Here is a 17,029-nt window from a genome sequence, read left to right as displayed (position 1 = left end):
AACTTCAGGCACTTACCATTTCTGTCGTTGGTAGTCCGTAATGCGCCTGAAGCTGCTGACCAATCTCAATACCCTCCTTCTGGTGGCCGTGTGCGTGGCCCTCGGCGCTACGCTGTGGTGGACGCAGAAAGCCCTTGAGCGTCCGTATCTATTAATGGAGCGCTACCTGGGCCTGTCGCAGCAGTTTCAGAATGAAGTCGCCCGCAGCGTCGACGATTACCTTGGCAGCGGCGATGCACTGCGCCTGAGCAGTGCCGCCCAGGGCATCGACAGCCTGCAAAAACAACTCGGCGAATTGCCACAGGCCCTGGCCGAGACCTTGCGCCCCAGTCTGTCGACCCTGGAAGAGTTCAGCAAAACCGACCTGTTGGCCGCCGGCAAACTGGCCGGCGATCCGCAGGCGCTGCTGCTGCAGGCCGAGCGGGAACTGGGCGCCAGTCTCGATCAGCTCAGCCAGTACGCCAGCGGCAACGCGGCGTACCTGACACCACTGCTCGCCGCATCGCAGCACCTGGGTAAGTTGTCCCTGGCGCGGGACAAACTGGTCAGCAGCGGCCGCAGTGAGCTGGCCGCCGATGTCGAACGCGAAGTGGCCAACATCCGCACCCAGGCGGAGAAGCTCGACGCCCTGCCGCTGCTGGGCGTGACCACCAGCAGCGAGTCGAACACCGATGATTTCGCCTCGATGATGGGCCTTGAAAACAAGGAAAAAACCGTCGCCGAAGATGCCGGCGTTGGCCTCAAGCGCGAGCTCAACAGCCTGCTCACCCGCTACCCGGCCGAGCTCTCGCGCACTCGCGATCAAATCAGCAAGCGCGCCGACCTCAGCACCGCGACTCACTTGAAAATCGCCGACGTGCAACAGGCCATTGCCGGGCTGGAACCGGTGGTACGCGCCCAGCACGGGCAGATCCAGGGTGAAGTGCGGTTGATGCAAGGCGTAATGATCGGTTTGATTCTGTTGATCGCGCTGCTGATCGACACCCTGCAGCGCAAACTGGCCCGGACCCTGACCAACCTCGCCCCGGCCCTGTCGACCTGGGCCGAAGGCGACTTCAGCCGCGACATTCAACTGGGCAACACCAACCGGGAATTGCATGACATTGAAGCGTCGCTCAACCGCTTGCGTGCATATCTGGTGGACCTGGTGGGGACCATTCGCCGCAACGCCGAACAGGTGGCTGGCAGCAGCCGCACCCTGGCCGAGCTGAGCAACGACTTGCACAGCGGTGCCGAGCACCAGGCCGGCGACACAGCGCTGATCCGCGACTCCCTCAGCGAACTGGAAGCGACCATTCAACAAGTCGCCGGCGATGCCAGCCAGGCCGCCGACGCCAGCCGCCACGCTGGCCTGGCCGTGGAGCATGGACAGAAAGTCATCGGCCTGAGCCTGACCGGCCTGCATGCACTGGTGGATGAAGTGCAAGGCAATGCGCAAATGATCGAACACTTGGCCGAAGAGTCGGCCACCATCGGTGGTGTGTTGACGGTGATCCGCTCGATTGCCGACCAGACCAACCTGCTGGCCTTGAACGCGGCCATCGAGGCAGCCCGGGCCGGGGAAATGGGCCGAGGTTTTGCCGTGGTGGCCGAAGAGGTGCGTTCACTGGCGCAACGTACCGCCGGAGCCACGGCAGAAATCCAGACGCTGATCGCAGGGCTGCAAACCGCCGCACGGCAATCGGTGGAAGGCATGCGCGCCCAGGTCGAACACGCCGAAGCCACGGCCAACCAGGCCCAGGCCGCCGATGGCGCACTGGATAAGATCGTCGGGGCAATCCAGACCATTTCCGACACGGCGGTACGCATTGCCGATGTCACTGCTCAGCAAAGCGGTGCGGTCAGCGAGATCCGCGACCACAGTGAGCGGATTCACCAGTTGGGAGGGGATAACCTGCTGCGTATCGGCGAAGGGCGTGAGCAAGGGGAGAACCTGCTGGTGCTGGGTGGAAGACTACATACAGCCGTTCAGGCTTTCCGCGTCTGACAGATTGCCATCGCGAGCAGGCTCGCTCCCACAAGGGTGGGCGCTGTCCCTGTGGGAGCGAGCCTGCTCGCGAAGGCATCAGAACAATCACCACAACACTCGCACCCTGCACACCCAACGACTGTCCGCTATCATCCCCCCAATTCCGATACGCGAGATCGTCATGCGTCGTTTGCTCTACCTGCTGTTTTTAGTGTTTGCCCTGCCGGCCAGCGCCACTGGCTTGCTGGAGAATCGCCCCAGCTCGACCCTGGGCTCGATCAACAACAGCGCCGACTTTCTGCCGGTGCGTGAAGCCTTCCATCTGAGCCTGGTAGAAAGCACGCCGCAATCGATCAAGCTGCGCTTCGTCGCCACCGAAGGTTATTACCTCTACCGCCACCGTTTTCAGTTTCGCGCCGATCCCGCCGATGTCGTTCTCGGCACCGCGAAACTGCCAGATGGCCAGAAAAAGCACGATGAATACTTCGGCGATGTCGAGGTCTACCACGGCATTCTCGACGTCGAGGTGCCCCGCACCGACCAACGCGCCTTCACCCTGGCCGTGACCTATCAGGGGTGCGCCGACAAAGGCCTGTGCTATCCGCCGGAAACCGAGCGTTTGAGCATCGACGGCAGCGGCGCTCCGGCGACGGCCTATCAATGGAACTGGCGCGAACTGGCATTGTTCTTCCTCGCGGGCCTTGGCCTGACGTTCACGCCCTGCGTGCTGCCCATGCTGCCGATCCTGTCCGGCGTGGTGCTACGCGGCCAGGTCGGCGGCTGGCGCGGTTTCAACCTGTCGCTGGCCTATGTACTGCCGATGGCCGCCTGCTTTGCCCTGCTCGGTGCGCTGATGGGCCTGTTCGGTGCCCAGCTCAATCTGCAGGCGCGGCTACAATCGGCCTGGGTGCTGGTGCCTTTCGCGATGTTTTTTGCGCTGTTTGCGCTGGCTATGTTCGGCGTCTTCGAACTGAAACTGCCGCACGCCATCAGCAGTCGCCTGGACCGCATCGCCGGCCGCACCAAAGGCGGGTCACTGTGGGGCGCTGCAGTGTTGGGCGTGGTTTCCAGCCTGCTGGTTTCACCCTGTGTTTCGGCGCCGTTGGCCGGCGCGCTGCTGTACATCAGCGCCAGTGGCGACGCACTGGGCGGCGGCTTGAAACTGTTCATGCTCGGCCTCGGCATGGGCGCACCGCTGTTGCTGGTGGCCACCGGTGGCGCAGCCTGGTTGCCGAAAAGCGGCCCGTGGCTGGTCTACGTGAAAAACGCAATTGGAGTGTTGTTGCTCGGGCTGGCCATCGGCCTGCTCAGCCGCGTCCTGCCGGGCCAGGTCACCTTGCTGCTGATCGGTTTGCTGGCGGGCGGCGTCGGCCTGTTCATGGGGGCACTGGAGTTCGTCTATAAACCACCGCGCAAACGCCTGGGCCAATTGCTCGGCATGTTCCTGCTGTTTTACGCATTGGCCTGCTGGTATGGCGCCTTCAGCGGCCAGACCGACCCGCTCAACCCGATTGGCCAGCCCCGTATCGCTGACAACAGCGAACCTGTGCAAAACACCAGCAGCTGGCAAATCGTCAGCACACCGGCCGATCTGGATCGCGCACTCACCGACGCACGGTCATCCGGCACACCGCTGCTGCTCGACTGGTACGCCGACTGGTGCATCAGCTGCAAAGTCATCGAACATGAGGTGCTGAACGACCCGATTGTCGTCGAACGCCTCAAGGGTTACCGGCTGATCCGCTTCGACATCACCGCCAGCAACGCCGAACAACGCGCCCTGCTCGACCGTTACCGGTTGTTCGGCCCACCGGCCCTGATGTTTTTCGGCAAGGACGGCGTCGAACGCGCCGATGTGCGGGTGATCGGCGAGATCAACGCCAAAGACTTCGCCGAGCGTGTTACCAGGGCCAATGACCAAATTTAATCAAGCAGTCATATATTTCGCGCAAACATCGGTCATCGTGCTGGCTATTGCAGAGAACTGGACAGTCACAAAGGCTTTGCGGCATAGTCGCCGGGTTCTGACAATTGCTCACGGATAACAAAGGAACCGCCGATGGCGACACTACTCGTATTGCACGGACCCAACCTGAACCTGCTCGGCACTCGCGAACCGGGTACCTACGGCGCCACGACGCTGGCGCAGATCAACCAGGACCTGGAACGCCGTGCCCGCGAAGCCGGTCACCATTTGCTGCACCTGCAAAGCAATGCCGAGTACGAACTGATCGACCGTATTCACGCTGCCCGCAGCGAAGGCGTGGACTTCATTTTGATCAATCCGGCAGCTTTTACACATACAAGTGTCGCATTACGTGACGCGCTGCTGGCAGTGAGCATCCCATTCATCGAAGTGCATTTGTCTAACGTGCACAAACGCGAACCTTTCCGCCATCACTCTTACTTCTCCGACGTAGCGGTGGGAGTGATCTGCGGCCTTGGCGCCAGCGGTTATCGACTGGCCCTGGAGGCTGCCCTGGAACAGCTTGAACAACAAGCTATACGCCCCTGACCGACCCTTGGGAGTTGATGATTCATGGATATCCGTAAAGTTAAGAAACTGATCGAACTGCTGGAAGAGTCCGGCATCGACGAGCTCGAGATCAAGGAAGGCGAAGAGTCCGTACGCATCAGCCGTCATAGCAAGACCCCGGCTCAGCAGTACTACGCGCCGGCTCCAATGCCTGCTCCGGTTGCCGCGCCTGCCGCTGCCGCCGCTCCGGCTGCCGCTGCTGCACCTGCTGCCGCCGCTCCGGCACTGAACGGTGCCGTTGCCCGTTCGCCGATGGTCGGTACTTTCTATCGCAAGTCTTCGCCAACCTCGCCGTCCTTCGTGGAAGTCGGCCAGACCGTGAAGAAAGGCGATACCCTGTGCATCGTTGAAGCCATGAAGATGATGAACCACATCGAAGCTGAAACCAGCGGTGTGATCGAATCCATCCTCGTCGAAGACGGCCAGCCGGTTGAGTACGACCAACCGCTGTTCACCATCGTTTGAACCGCGGAGAGCCTTTGATGACTGCGAAGTTGGAAAAAGTTCTGATCGCCAACCGCGGTGAGATCGCCCTGCGGATCCTGCGCGCCTGCAAAGAGATGGGCATCAAGACCGTCGCCGTTTACTCCAAGGCTGACAAGGAACTGATGCACCTGGGCCTGGCAGACGAATCGGTCTGCATCGGTCCGGCATCGGCCGCCCACTCCTACCTGCACATTCCGGCAATCATTGCCGCAGCCGAAGTGACTGGCGCCACCGCCATTCACCCGGGCTACGGCTTCCTTGCGGAAAACGCCGACTTCGCCGAGCAGGTCGAGAAATCCGGCTTCGCGTTCATTGGCCCGAAAGCCGAAACCATTCGCCTGATGGGCGACAAGGTATCGGCCAAGCACGCCATGATCGCCGCTGGCGTACCGACCGTTCCGGGCTCTGACGGCCCACTGCCGGAAGACGAAGAAACCGCTCTGCGCATCGGTCGCGAAGTCGGTTACCCGGTGATCATCAAGGCCGCTGGCGGCGGCGGTGGTCGCGGCATGCGCGTTGTGCATAAAGAAGAAGACCTGATTGCCTCGGCCAAACTGACCCGCTCCGAAGCAGGCGCGGCGTTCGGCAACCCGATGGTCTATCTGGAAAAATTCCTGACCAACCCACGTCACGTGGAAGTCCAGGTCCTTTCCGATGGCCAGGGTCATGCCATCCACCTGGGCGACCGCGACTGCTCGTTGCAACGTCGTCACCAGAAAGTTCTCGAAGAAGCGCCGGCACCGGGTATTGACGAGAACGCGCGCGAGGAAGTCCTCGCCCGCTGCGTCAGGGCGTGCATCGACATCGGTTACCGTGGCGCAGGTACTTTCGAGTTCCTGTACGAGAACGGTCGCTTCTACTTCATCGAGATGAACACTCGTGTCCAGGTAGAGCACCCGGTATCGGAAATGGTCACCGGCATCGACATCGTCAAGGAGATGCTCAGCATCGCCGCCGGCAACAAGCTGTCGTTCACCCAGGATGACGTCGTCATCCGCGGTCACGCACTGGAATGCCGGATCAACGCCGAAGACCCGAAAACCTTCATGCCGAGCCCGGGCACGGTCAAGCATTTCCACGCTCCAGGCGGCAACGGCGTTCGCGTCGACTCGCACCTGTACAGTGGCTATGCCGTTCCGCCGAACTACGATTCGTTGATCGGCAAGCTGATCACCTACGGCGCAACCCGTGACGAAGCCATGGCGCGCATGCGCAATGCGCTGGACGAAATCGTGGTCGATGGGATCAAGACAAACATCCCGCTGCACCGCGACCTGACCCGCGATGAAGGCTTCTGCAAAGGGGGCGTGAACATTCACTACCTCGAGCACAAGCTGGCTGGCGAGAAGCACTAAGCTTCCAGCCGATCAACAAAGCCGCCTTTGGGCGGCTTTGTTGTATCTGGACGCTCCATCAGATAGGCGACTTTGCACATTCCCTGTGGGAGCGGCGGTGCGACGATTCGACTTGCCCGCAAAGGCGTCTGCACACCCAACATCAATGTGGCAGGCAGTCCGATTTCGCGAGCAAGCCCGCTCCCACAGGTACAGTGGACTCCCACAAACCCTCCGCGCTCGCGTAAACTTGCGCGCTTCTCGCAGCCCGCTAGGCTGCAATCAACATTTTTCAAAGGTGCCCGCCATGCCTTGGCTGCAAGTACGTCTCGCCATCAGCCCAGAACAAGCCGAAACCTATGAAGACGCTTTCCTTGAAGTGGGCGCCGTGTCGGTGACTTTCATGGACGCCGAAGATCAGCCGATCTTCGAGCCGGAACTCAACACCACGCCGCTGTGGTCGCACACGCACCTGCTGGCCCTGTTCGAAGGCGGTACCGAGCCCGGCCCGGTACTGGCCCATCTGGAGCTGTTGACTGGCAGCCCGCTGCCTGAACACCACAGCGAAGTGATCGAAGACCAGGACTGGGAACGCAGCTGGATGGACAACTTCCAGCCAATGCGCTTCGGCCAGCGCCTGTGGATCGTGCCGAGCTGGCACGCCGCGCCGGAACCTGATGCAGTGAATTTGCTGCTGGACCCGGGCCTGGCATTCGGCACCGGCACCCACCCGACCACCGCACTGTGCCTGGAATGGCTCGACGGTCAGGACCTGAAGGACTGCAACGTGCTGGACTTCGGTTGCGGCTCGGGGATCCTGGCGATTGCCGCCCTGTTGCTGGGCGCCAAACAGGCCGTCGGCACCGATATCGACGTGCAGGCACTGGAAGCCTCTCGCGACAATGCCGGACGCAACAACATTGCCGAAGATCTGTTCCCGCTGTACCTGCCGCAAGACCTGCCGCAGGTTCAAGCCGACGTGCTGGTCGCCAACATTCTCGCCGGCCCGCTGGTTTCCCTGGCGCCGCAGCTGTCCGGCCTGGTCAAGTCGGGTGGTCGCCTGGCGCTGTCGGGCATCCTCGCCGAACAGGGCGACGAAGTCGCGGCCGCCTATGCCAAGGACTTCGATCTGGACCCGATCGCCAATCGCGATGGCTGGGTGCGCATTACTGGCCGTCGGCGCTAGAATGACCGCCTGCATAATCCGGATCGCCGCATGACCGATAGCTTCGTCACCCAGTGCCCGCATTGCCAAACCAGCTTCCGCGTCAGCCATGCCCAGTTGAGCGTGGCGCGTGGCGTGGTTCGTTGCGGCTCCTGCCTGCAGGTGTTCAATGCCGCCAGGCAGTTGCTTGAACAGGCCGGCAAGGAACCACCGGTAGCGACGCCGATCCCGCCTGTGCAGCCTGCCGAGCCCCTCGAACCATCGCCGCCGCGCGCCATCAGCCAAAAGCAATGGAGCGCGACCGAACTGGACCTGGACAGTCTCGACCTCGACGAAGAACTTGCCCGGCTCGAACAGCGGGAGATCCAGCCGGCCACCGAACTCGGTCGCCACCGCGACGATTCGCTGAGCGCCCGGCGCGACAACACCGGGCAGGATGACGAAGAGCCGTGGTCCGACAGCCTGTTCAGTGAATCGGCCGCCGATCGCGCGCAAGCCGACAAACCGCTCGACAGCCTTGAAACGCCAGAGCCCACGGTCGAACCGGGCAAGGCCTCACGTACCGAACCTTCGCTATCTCTGGAACCGGTTGATCTGGACGACGAGCTGCAGCCACCCCAGTTGCGATTGCACGACCCTCTCGATGCGCCGCTGAACCACGAACGCCTGTCGGCCACCGACGAAAAAGAAATCGACGACAACCTGCCCTCGATCGAACCGCTGCGCAAACGACGAGAACGCAGTGAGCCGGGCGTGCGTGCCGAAGTGCTGCAAGACCTGACCGACGATCCACTGCAACTGGATTGGCAAAAACGCCGCTCGCCCTGGGGCCGACGGCTGCTGTGGGCGCTGCTGGTGTTGATTGCCGCTGGCGCCCTCGCCGGCCAGTACATCGCCTACCATTTCGAGGAACTGGCGCGACAGGATCAATATCGTCCGTGGTTCCAGCAACTTTGCCCGCAAATCGGCTGCACCGTGCCCTCCAAAGTCGACATCGCGAAAATCAAAAGCAGCAACCTGGTGGTGCGCAGCCATCCCGAGTTCAATGGCGCTCTGGTGGTCGATGCGATCATCTATAACCGCGCGCCCTTCTCCCAGCCCTTCCCGCTGCTGGAACTGCGCTTCGCCGACCTTAATGGCCATCTGATCGCCAGCCGCCGCTTCAAACCCGGTGAGTACCTCAATGGCGATCTCGAAGGCATGGCGGAAATGCCACCGCAAACGCCGATCCACATCGCCCTGGACATTCTCGACCCCGGCGCCAAAGCCGTGAACTACAGTTTGAGCTTTCACTCTCCGGAGTGAAACGCCTCGTCGAGCCCGGATTGATCTCGGCTTTCTGACTCCACCCGGCAAACCAAACCACGGGTAATAACAGAATAACTGTTCAGATTTTGTTCAATTCAGCCTTTATCCAGTCATCGAGAGCGGGTATCATGCCAACCCTTTTTCGAACTCTCATGATCCGGCCCCACAACAGGGAAGTCCTATGTCGGCGGTACGCATCGGCCCATACACATTACATAACAGCTTGATTCTCGCCCCCATGGCGGGCGTCACCGACCAGCCCTTTCGTCAGCTGTGCAAGCGCTTGGGCGCGGGACTGGTTGTCTCGGAAATGGTCACCAGCGACATGAGCTTGTGGAACACCCGCAAGTCGCGCATGCGCATGATCCACGAAGGTGATCCCGAGCCACGCTCGGTACAGATCGCCGGTGGGGACGCGCAGATGCTGGCGGATGCGGCTCGGGCCAACGTCGAACTGGGCGCACAGATTATTGACATCAACATGGGCTGTCCGGCGAAGAAGGTCTGCAACAAGGCTGCCGGTTCCGCGCTGTTGAAGGATGAACCCCTGGTAACCGAGATCCTGCAGGCTGTCGTGGCCGCGGTCGATGTGCCGGTTACCCTGAAGATCCGGACCGGTTGGGACCGGGACAACAAGAACGGCCTGACGGTGGCGAAAATCGCCGAACAGGCAGGCATTACGGCGCTGGCAGTGCATGGCCGCACCCGTGCCGATCTGTACACCGGTGAAGCCGAGTACGACACCATTGCCGCGATCAAGCAGGCGGTGTCGATCCCGGTCTTCGCCAACGGCGATATCGACTCGCCGGAAAAAGCCCGGTACGTGCTCGACGCGACCGGTGCCGATGGCCTGCTGATTGGCCGGGCCGCCCAGGGGCGGCCGTGGATTTTTCGCGAGATCGACCATTTCCTGCGTACCGGCGAGAAGCTCCCGGCGCTGGAACTGATCGAGGTGGAACGCATTCTGCTAGAGCATCTGGCCGCCCTGCACGCCTTCTATGGCGATGTCATGGGTGTGCGCATTGCTCGAAAGCATGTGGGCTGGTATCTCGCAACCCTGCCGGGCGCCAGGGAGTTTCGCGCCCACTTCAATCGTTTGGATGGTACGGATGCACAATGCGCCAACGTTCAGGCGTTTTTCGCCGAACGTTACAAGAGCCTGACAGGGGACGGAGAGTGGGTGGCCGCATGACGATGATGACCGAGACTTTAGTGAGTGGAACAACACCCGTGAGCGACAACGTGAATTTGAAACAGCACCTCAATACACCGAGCGAAGAGGGCCAGACCCTTCGCGGGAGTGTCGAGAAGGCGCTGCACAATTATTTCGCCCACCTTGAGGGCGCCGCCGTCACGGATGTGTACAACCTGGTGCTCTCCGAAGTCGAGGCTCCCCTGCTCGAGTGCGTGATGAACTACGTCAAGGGCAACCAGACCAAGGCCAGCGAGCTGCTCGGGCTGAACCGGGGCACGCTGCGCAAGAAACTCAAGCAGTACGATTTGCTGTAAGCATTCAATCAAACCAGAAAGGCGCCCGCGTAAAACCGGTCGCCTTTTTGCTGACTTCCTTTGCTTTTGATGGAAATTGAGATGACCGACCAGACCACCCGCCTGCCGATCCGCCGCGCCCTGATCAGCGTTTCCGACAAGACCGGGATCCTCGAATTCGCCAAGGAGCTTGAAGCCCTGGGCGTCGAGATCCTCTCCACCGGCGGAACGTTCAAGCTGCTGCAGGACAACGGCGTTGCCGCAGTGGAAGTCGCGGATTACACAGGTTTCGCGGAAATGATGGACGGCCGGGTGAAGACCCTGCACCCGAAAATCCACGGCGGGATCCTCGGTCGTCGCGGTATCGACGACGCCATCATGAACGAGCACGGCATCAAGCCGATCGATCTGGTAGCGGTCAACCTGTACCCGTTCGAAGCCACCATCAGCAAACCAGGCTGCGACCTGCCGACCGCCATCGAGAACATCGACATCGGTGGCCCGACCATGGTCCGTTCCGCCGCCAAGAACCACAAGGACGTGGCCATCGTGGTCAACGCCAGCGATTACGCCAGCGTCCTGGAAAACCTCAAGGCCGGTGGCCTGACCTACGCCCAGCGTTTCGACCTGATGCTCAAGGCCTTCGAGCACACCGCCGCCTACGACGGCATGATCGCCAACTACATGGGCACCGTGAACCAGGCTGCCGATACCCTGAGCACCGAAGGTCGCAGCGAGTTCCCGCGCACCTTCAACAGCCAGTTCATCAAGGCCCAGGAAATGCGCTACGGCGAGAACCCGCACCAGAGCGCGGCGTTCTATGTTGAAGCCAAGCCTGCCGAAGTCGGCATCGCTACCGCGACCCAACTGCAAGGCAAGGAACTGTCCTACAACAACGTGGCCGACACCGACGCTGCGCTGGAATGCGTGAAGAGCTTCGTCAAGCCGGCTTGCGTGATCGTCAAGCACGCCAACCCGTGCGGCGTGGCTGTGAGCCCTGATGCCGAAGGCGGCATCCGCAAGGCCTACGACCTGGCCTACGCCACCGACACCGAATCCGCCTTCGGTGGCATCATCGCCTTCAACCGCGAACTGGACGCCGAGACCGCCAAGGCCATCGTCGAACGTCAGTTCGTCGAAGTGATCATCGCTCCGTCGGTCAGCGAAGAGGCCCGCGCCATCGTCGCGGCCAAAGCCAACGTACGCCTGCTGGCCTGCGGCGAGTGGTCGGCTGACCGCGCTGCTGCCTGGGACTACAAGCGCGTCAACGGCGGCCTGCTGGTACAGAGCCGCGACATCGGCATGATCGGCGCCGATGACCTCAAAGTCGTGACCAAACGCGCACCGACCGAACAGGAAATCCACGACCTGATCTTCGCCTGGAAAGTCGCCAAGTACGTGAAATCCAACGCCATCGTCTACGCCAAGAATCGCCAGACCATCGGTGTCGGCGCCGGCCAGATGAGCCGCGTGAACTCCGCGCGTATTGCTGCGATCAAGGCAGAACACGCCGGTCTGCAAGTGCAGGGCGCGGTCATGGCCTCTGATGCGTTCTTCCCATTCCGCGATGGTATCGACAACGCGGCCAAGGTCGGTATCACTGCAGTGATCCAGCCGGGCGGCTCGATGCGTGATGCTGAAGTGATTGCTGCTGCCGACGAAGCCGGTATTGCAATGGTATTTACCGGCATGCGCCACTTCCGTCACTAAGTACGACGATCAACTGTGGGAGCGGGCTTGCTCGCGAATGCTATCTGTCAGCGACATTGATGTTGACTGACACACCGTTTTCGCGAGCAAGCCCGCTCCCACAGAAAAGCGGCTCCAGTGCCGCCTCCAGAATTAGCGTCATCCGAGGTTTTTGAAATGAATGTTTTGATCATTGGCAGCGGTGGCCGTGAACACGCCCTGGCCTGGAAAGTGGCTCAGGATCCGCGCGTGCAGAAGGTGTTCGTGGCGCCGGGCAACGCCGGTACCGCCATCGAAGCCAAATGCGAGAACGTCGCCATCGACGTATTGGCGCTTGAGCAACTGGCAGACTTTGCCGAGAAAAACGTTTCCCTGACCATCGTCGGCCCTGAAGTGCCGCTGGTTGCCGGTGTTGTGGATCTGTTCCGCAGCCGCGGACTCGACTGCTTCGGCCCGACCGCTGGCGCTGCACAACTGGAAGGCTCGAAAGCCTTCACCAAGGATTTCCTGGCTCGCCACAAGATCCCGACTGCCGACTACCAGAACTTCACCGAAATCGAGCCGGCCCTCGCTTACCTGCGTGAAAAAGGCGCTCCGATCGTGATCAAGGCCGACGGCCTGGCGGCCGGTAAAGGCGTGATCGTCGCCATGACCCTGGCTGAAGCCGAAGACGCCGTGCGCGATATGCTGGCGGGCAATGCCTTTGGCGATGCGGGTTCGCGCGTGGTCATCGAAGAGTTCCTCGACGGCGAAGAAGCCAGCTTCATCGTCATGGTCGACGGCAAGAACGTGCTGCCGATGGCCACCAGCCAGGACCACAAACGCGTCGGCGACGGCGACACCGGTCCAAACACCGGCGGCATGGGTGCTTACTCCCCGGCGCCAGTGGTCACCGCCGACGTGCACAAGCGCGTCATGGATCTGGTGATCTGGCCGACCGTGCGCGGCATGGCCGAGGAAGGCAACGTCTACACTGGCTTCCTGTACGCCGGCCTGATGATCGACAAGGCTGGTAACCCAAAAGTCATCGAATTCAACTGCCGTTTCGGCGACCCTGAGACCCAACCGGTGATGCTGCGTCTGCAGTCGAGCCTGGTACTGCTGGTCGAAGCCGCCCTGGCCCAGGCACTGGATAAAGTTGAAGCGCAATGGGATCCACGCCCGAGCGTCGGCATCGTCCTGGCCGCTGGCGGCTATCCTGCTGACTACGCCAAAGGCGCAGCCATCAAGGGGCTGGATGCAGCCTCTGCACTGGAAGGCAAGGTTTTCCACGCCGGCACTGCGCTCAAGGATGGCCAGGTAGTGACGGCCGGTGGTCGTGTATTGTGCGCCACAGCCATGGGTGCCAGCGTCGACGCCGCACAGCAGCAGGCCTACAAGCTGGCGGCCGCGATTGACTGGGAAGGCTGTTTCTATCGCAAGGACATTGGCTACCGCGCCATTGCCCGCGAGCGTGGCGAGAGCCAGGAATAAGGTAAACACCGCGCCAGGCAATGAACACGGTTTATTGCCTGGCTATTCCGGCGCCGCGCATCGTTATATTCTGGCATCAACCTAACGAAGGGATTTCGCCGTGCGCTGGCTCAGGATTGCCATAAGCTTGACCGTCACTTTGCTGACCTTGCTCTGCATGCTACCGGCCCAGGCCACGCAAGGCAGTGGCTGGGCGGTATTGCTCGACGAACAGGGCGACCTGCAACTGAGCGACATCCGTTCCGCACGCTACACCAATCAATTCAGCCCTATCGAACCCGACCGCATTACCGCGGCCGAACCCGATGGCGCGTTATGGTTGCGATTCAGGCTGGCACCGGGCAAGCACGAACAGTTGCTGCGGGTGTTCGCGCCTGACCTGCACCAGTTCAACATGTACGTACTGGACGGCGACAAGCTGATCGATCAATCCAGCACGGGCAACGAACAGCCCCGATCCGAGCGGCCATTGCCCAGCAGCGACTTCATGCTGTCCCTGCCGCAAAGCGACAACCCCCTCGATGTATACGTGCGACTGGCCTCTGACCACCAGTTACGGCCCTATATCACCCTGCAATCGGCGATCACCGCGGCTGCCAACCAGAACCAGACGCTGATCTATGGCCTGCTGTTCGGTTGCATCGCCATGTTGATCCTGCACAATCTCATCCGCTACGCCTACACCCGCTCGCGCAGTGCCCTCTGGCTGGCGGCGTGCGAAGGACTGTTGATGCTCAGCCTTCTGCTGTTGCTGAACCTCGCCGGCCCCTGGCTACCGGACTGGCACGCACTGCAAACGCCGGGGGCTTACCTGGCACTGCTACTGACTGCGCCCTGCGGCCTGATGCTTGCCCATCGCTTTTTCTCCCCGCTCGGGCCGCACCCGCTGAATCGGTTGCTGCTCGGCGAGGTCCTGCTCATCACCGCCTGCGGCCTGATGCTGCTGTTCGTCAATACCTTGCCGCTGAACTTCATTACCTACGGCCTGGTCGCCCTGGCAGGCCTGAGCATGCTGTTCATCAGCGCCTATCACTGGCAAAAAGGCTATCGCCCGGCTCGCCTCTTCGTAGCGGCCATGGTGGTGTTCAACCTCGGGACACTGGTCATCCTGCCCGCCCTGTTGGGGCTGACCCTGATCGAACCCCACGGCCTGATCACCACATTGCTGGTATTCATCTGTATCAGCGGCCTGCTGATGAGCATCGCGTTGAGCGAGCGCCAGCGCCGCATCACCGAAGACCGCTTCAGCATCAGTCGCGACCTGGCGGCCAGCAACGCCGAGATCAACGCCAAGGCCGAGTTCCTGGCGAAGATCAGCCATGAGATCCGCACCCCGATGAACGGCGTCCTCGGCATGACCGAGCTGCTGCTGGGCACACCGCTTTCGGTCAAGCAGCGCGACTATGTGCAGACCATCCACAGCGCCGGCAACGAACTGCTGACACTGATCAACGAAATTCTCGACATATCCAAACTCGAGTCCGGGCAGATCGAGCTGGACGATGTGCAGTTCGACCTCAACGCACTGATCGAAGACTGCCTGAGCATCTTCCGCGCCAAGGCCGAGCAGCAAAACGTCGAGTTGATCAGCTTCATCCAGCCGCAAGTGCCACGGGTGATCAGCGGTGACCCGACACGTCTGCGCCAGACCCTGTTGAGCCTGCTGGAAAACGCCCTGAAAAAAACCGACGAAGGCGAAATCCTGATCGTCGTGGCGCTCGACGAGCGCAACGCCAAACCGCGCCTGCGTATTGCCGTGCAGGACAGCGGCGAGCCCATGGACGCCGAAGAGCGCGACGCCCTGATGCACGCCGAACTGCACAGCCGGCATTTCCTTTCGGCCACCCACCTGGGTGGCAACCTGGGCCTGGTGATTGCCCGGCAGCTGATTCGCTTGATGCAAGGCGAATTCGGAATCAAGAGTGGCAGCAACCAGGGCAGTACCCTGTGGCTGACCTTGCCGCTGGACCCCGATCGCCTCGAACACCCGACCTCAGACCTCGACGGCCCGCTGCAGGGTGCACGGGTATTGGTGGTGGACGACAACGACACCTGTCGCAAGGTGCTGGTACAACAATGCAGCGCCTGGGGCCTGAACGTCAGCGCCGCACCTTCCGGCAAGGAAGCGCTGGCACTGCTGCGCACCAAGGCTCATTTGCGCGATTACTTCGATGTGGTCCTGCTGGACCAGAACATGCCTGGCATGACCGGCATGCAACTGGCGGCCAAGATCAAGGAAGACCCGAGCCTGAACCATGACATCCTGCTGATCATGCTCACCGGCATCAGCAATGCGCCGAGCAAGATCATTGCGCGCAACTCCGGGATCAAGCGCATCCTCGCCAAACCGGTGGCCGGCTACACCCTCAAGACCACCCTGGCCGACGAACTGTCCCAACGCAACAAAGGCCTGGCTGTCACGCAGCCACTGCCAAACGGCCCTGCCCTGCCGGTCAAGGTCCCCTGCGACTTCCGCATTCTGGTGGCCGAAGACAACAGCATCTCGACCAAGGTGATCCGCGGCATGCTGAACAAGCTCAATCTGCAACCGGACACCGCCTGCAACGGTGAAGAAGCCTTGCAGGCGATGAAAGCCCAGCGTTACGACCTGGTCCTGATGGACTGCGAAATGCCGATCCTCGACGGCTTCTCGGCCACCCAGCAATTGCGTGCCTGGGAAGTCGGCAACCAGCGTGTCCGTACCCCCGTGGTGGCATTGACCGCCCATATCCTGGCCGAACACAAAGAGCGTGCGCGACAGGCTGGCATGGACGGGCACATGGCCAAACCGGTCGAACTGTCGCAGCTGCGCGAATTGATCGAGCACTGGGTCGCCCAGCGTGACCAGCAGAATCGCGCAACGACCCAAACGTCCTGAGCCGACAGACTGCGCAACCCCTGATAGACTCCCCTCGACTTCCCTCGCCAGTGAGCCCGGCACCATGCTCCATGTGTTGTTCAGCGTTTACCTGAAGATGCTGGTGCTCTACAGCCCATTCTTCGTATTGTCCTGCTTCATCAGCCTGACCCGTGGTTATTCGCGCAAGGAACAGCGTCGACTGGCCTGGAAAGTAGCGGTCGCCACACTGGTCTCCAGTGTCCTGCTGTACTTGTTCGGCCGAGTGATTTTCAGTGTCTTCGGCATTACAGTGGACGCCTTCCGCATCGGCGCAGGCAGCGTCCTGTTCATTTCGGCACTCGGAATGGCACAAGGCAAATCGGCGGTACAGACCGACAACGTGCAGCAGGATGTGACCATCGTCCCACTGACCATTCCGCTGACCGTCGGCCCCGGCACCATCGGTGCCTTGCTGGTGATGGGTGTGAGCCAGCCGCACTGGGATGACAAGCTCACCGCCATTGTCAGTATTGCCCTGGCCAGCTTCACCGTGGGGGTGGTGCTTTATCTGTCGAGCCGCATCGAACGCATTCTCGGCGACCAGGGATTGCAGATTGTGAGTCGTTTGATGGGGCTGTTCGTCTGCGCGCTTGCGGCACAGATCATCTTTACCGGCGTGAAAGGTTATCTGGCGCCTTGACACCTGATCGCGGTGGAGCGCGGCTGAAAAGCCCATACTCCA

Annotated in this window: 13 protein-coding genes; all 13 read left to right on the top strand. The window is 61.4% G+C overall.

The window, feature by feature from the left end:
* The first annotated feature begins 40 nt into the window (after positions 1-40).
* The 13 genes from RS887_RS12820 (at position 41) to RS887_RS12760 (ending at position 16,987) form a co-directional block, all read left to right on the top strand.
* Positions 41-1,987: a methyl-accepting chemotaxis protein gene (locus RS887_RS12820; protein ID WP_322615670.1), complete on the top strand. Its 1,947-nt coding sequence runs from the start codon at positions 41-43 to the stop codon at positions 1,985-1,987.
* 163 nt (positions 1,988-2,150) lie between these two features.
* Positions 2,151-3,896, top strand: coding sequence for a protein-disulfide reductase DsbD (locus RS887_RS12815; protein ID WP_322615669.1), 1,746 nt, complete (start codon positions 2,151-2,153; stop codon positions 3,894-3,896).
* 132 nt (positions 3,897-4,028) lie between these two features.
* A complete protein-coding gene (gene aroQ / locus RS887_RS12810) occupies positions 4,029-4,484 on the top strand; it encodes a type II 3-dehydroquinate dehydratase (protein ID WP_056852465.1) in 456 nt (151 codons plus the stop codon).
* A 24-nt stretch (positions 4,485-4,508) separates the two neighbouring features.
* Positions 4,509-4,970: an acetyl-CoA carboxylase biotin carboxyl carrier protein gene (accB, locus tag RS887_RS12805; protein ID WP_322615668.1), complete on the top strand. Its 462-nt coding sequence runs from the start codon at positions 4,509-4,511 to the stop codon at positions 4,968-4,970.
* A 17-nt stretch (positions 4,971-4,987) separates the two neighbouring features.
* The gene (accC, locus tag RS887_RS12800; RefSeq protein ID WP_007994228.1) at positions 4,988-6,346 is read left to right on the top strand and encodes an acetyl-CoA carboxylase biotin carboxylase subunit; all 1,359 of its coding nucleotides are present in this window, start codon (positions 4,988-4,990) and stop codon (positions 6,344-6,346) included.
* Between the two features lie 286 nt (positions 6,347-6,632).
* Positions 6,633-7,511, top strand: coding sequence for a 50S ribosomal protein L11 methyltransferase (gene prmA / locus RS887_RS12795; protein WP_322615667.1), 879 nt, complete (start codon positions 6,633-6,635; stop codon positions 7,509-7,511).
* 30 nt (positions 7,512-7,541) lie between these two features.
* A complete protein-coding gene (locus tag RS887_RS12790) occupies positions 7,542-8,795 on the top strand; it encodes a DUF3426 domain-containing protein (RefSeq protein WP_322615666.1) in 1,254 nt (417 codons plus the stop codon).
* 184 nt (positions 8,796-8,979) lie between these two features.
* Positions 8,980-9,990, top strand: a complete 1,011-nt coding sequence (gene dusB, locus RS887_RS12785) for a tRNA dihydrouridine synthase DusB (RefSeq protein WP_111284392.1) — start codon at positions 8,980-8,982, stop codon at positions 9,988-9,990.
* The gene (gene fis, locus RS887_RS12780) at positions 9,987-10,307 is read left to right on the top strand and encodes a DNA-binding transcriptional regulator Fis (protein WP_007907419.1); all 321 of its coding nucleotides are present in this window, start codon (positions 9,987-9,989) and stop codon (positions 10,305-10,307) included. Before dusB ends, fis begins: the two co-directional genes overlap by 4 nt.
* 81 nt (positions 10,308-10,388) lie before the next feature.
* Entirely contained in the window at positions 10,389-11,996 is a 1,608-nt protein-coding gene (gene purH, locus RS887_RS12775) for a bifunctional phosphoribosylaminoimidazolecarboxamide formyltransferase/IMP cyclohydrolase (protein WP_322615665.1), read from the top strand.
* A gap of 156 nt (positions 11,997-12,152) precedes the next feature.
* A complete protein-coding gene (purD, locus tag RS887_RS12770; protein ID WP_322615664.1) occupies positions 12,153-13,448 on the top strand; it encodes a phosphoribosylamine--glycine ligase in 1,296 nt (431 codons plus the stop codon).
* A 100-nt stretch (positions 13,449-13,548) separates the two neighbouring features.
* Positions 13,549-16,326, top strand: a complete 2,778-nt coding sequence (locus RS887_RS12765) for a hybrid sensor histidine kinase/response regulator (RefSeq protein ID WP_322615663.1) — start codon at positions 13,549-13,551, stop codon at positions 16,324-16,326.
* 64 nt (positions 16,327-16,390) lie between these two features.
* Positions 16,391-16,987 (top strand): MarC family protein, encoded by a 597-nt coding sequence (locus tag RS887_RS12760; RefSeq protein ID WP_008016797.1) that lies wholly within the window; start codon positions 16,391-16,393, stop codon positions 16,985-16,987.
* The last annotated feature ends 42 nt before the right edge of the window (positions 16,988-17,029 follow it).

This window comes from Pseudomonas sp. BIC9C, from assembly GCF_034541995.1.
GTDB classification, from domain to species: domain Bacteria; phylum Pseudomonadota; class Gammaproteobacteria; order Pseudomonadales; family Pseudomonadaceae; genus Aquipseudomonas; species Aquipseudomonas fluorescens_CC.
The sequence above is the reverse complement of the archived record's forward strand: the minus strand, read 5'-3'. Positions and strand labels throughout refer to the sequence as shown.

Excerpts from the sequence above, each read along its gene's own strand:
- purD (WP_322615664.1), top strand. The coding sequence starts at position 12,153 with ATGAATGTTTTGATCATTGGCAGCGGTGGCCGTGAACACGCCCTGGCC.
- RS887_RS12760 (WP_008016797.1), top strand. The coding sequence starts at position 16,391 with ATGCTCCATGTGTTGTTCAGCGTTTACCTGAAGATGCTGGTGCTCTAC.
- RS887_RS12790 (WP_322615666.1), top strand. The coding sequence starts at position 7,542 with ATGACCGATAGCTTCGTCACCCAGTGCCCGCATTGCCAAACCAGCTTC.
- accB (WP_322615668.1), top strand. The coding sequence starts at position 4,509 with ATGGATATCCGTAAAGTTAAGAAACTGATCGAACTGCTGGAAGAGTCC.
- dusB (WP_111284392.1), top strand. The coding sequence starts at position 8,980 with ATGTCGGCGGTACGCATCGGCCCATACACATTACATAACAGCTTGATT.
- aroQ (WP_056852465.1), top strand. The coding sequence starts at position 4,029 with ATGGCGACACTACTCGTATTGCACGGACCCAACCTGAACCTGCTCGGC.
- accC (WP_007994228.1), top strand. The coding sequence starts at position 4,988 with ATGACTGCGAAGTTGGAAAAAGTTCTGATCGCCAACCGCGGTGAGATC.
- RS887_RS12820 (WP_322615670.1), top strand. The coding sequence starts at position 41 with ATGCGCCTGAAGCTGCTGACCAATCTCAATACCCTCCTTCTGGTGGCC.
- purH (WP_322615665.1), top strand. The coding sequence starts at position 10,389 with ATGACCGACCAGACCACCCGCCTGCCGATCCGCCGCGCCCTGATCAGC.
- RS887_RS12815 (WP_322615669.1), top strand. The coding sequence starts at position 2,151 with ATGCGTCGTTTGCTCTACCTGCTGTTTTTAGTGTTTGCCCTGCCGGCC.
- fis (WP_007907419.1), top strand. The coding sequence starts at position 9,987 with ATGACGATGATGACCGAGACTTTAGTGAGTGGAACAACACCCGTGAGC.
- prmA (WP_322615667.1), top strand. The coding sequence starts at position 6,633 with ATGCCTTGGCTGCAAGTACGTCTCGCCATCAGCCCAGAACAAGCCGAA.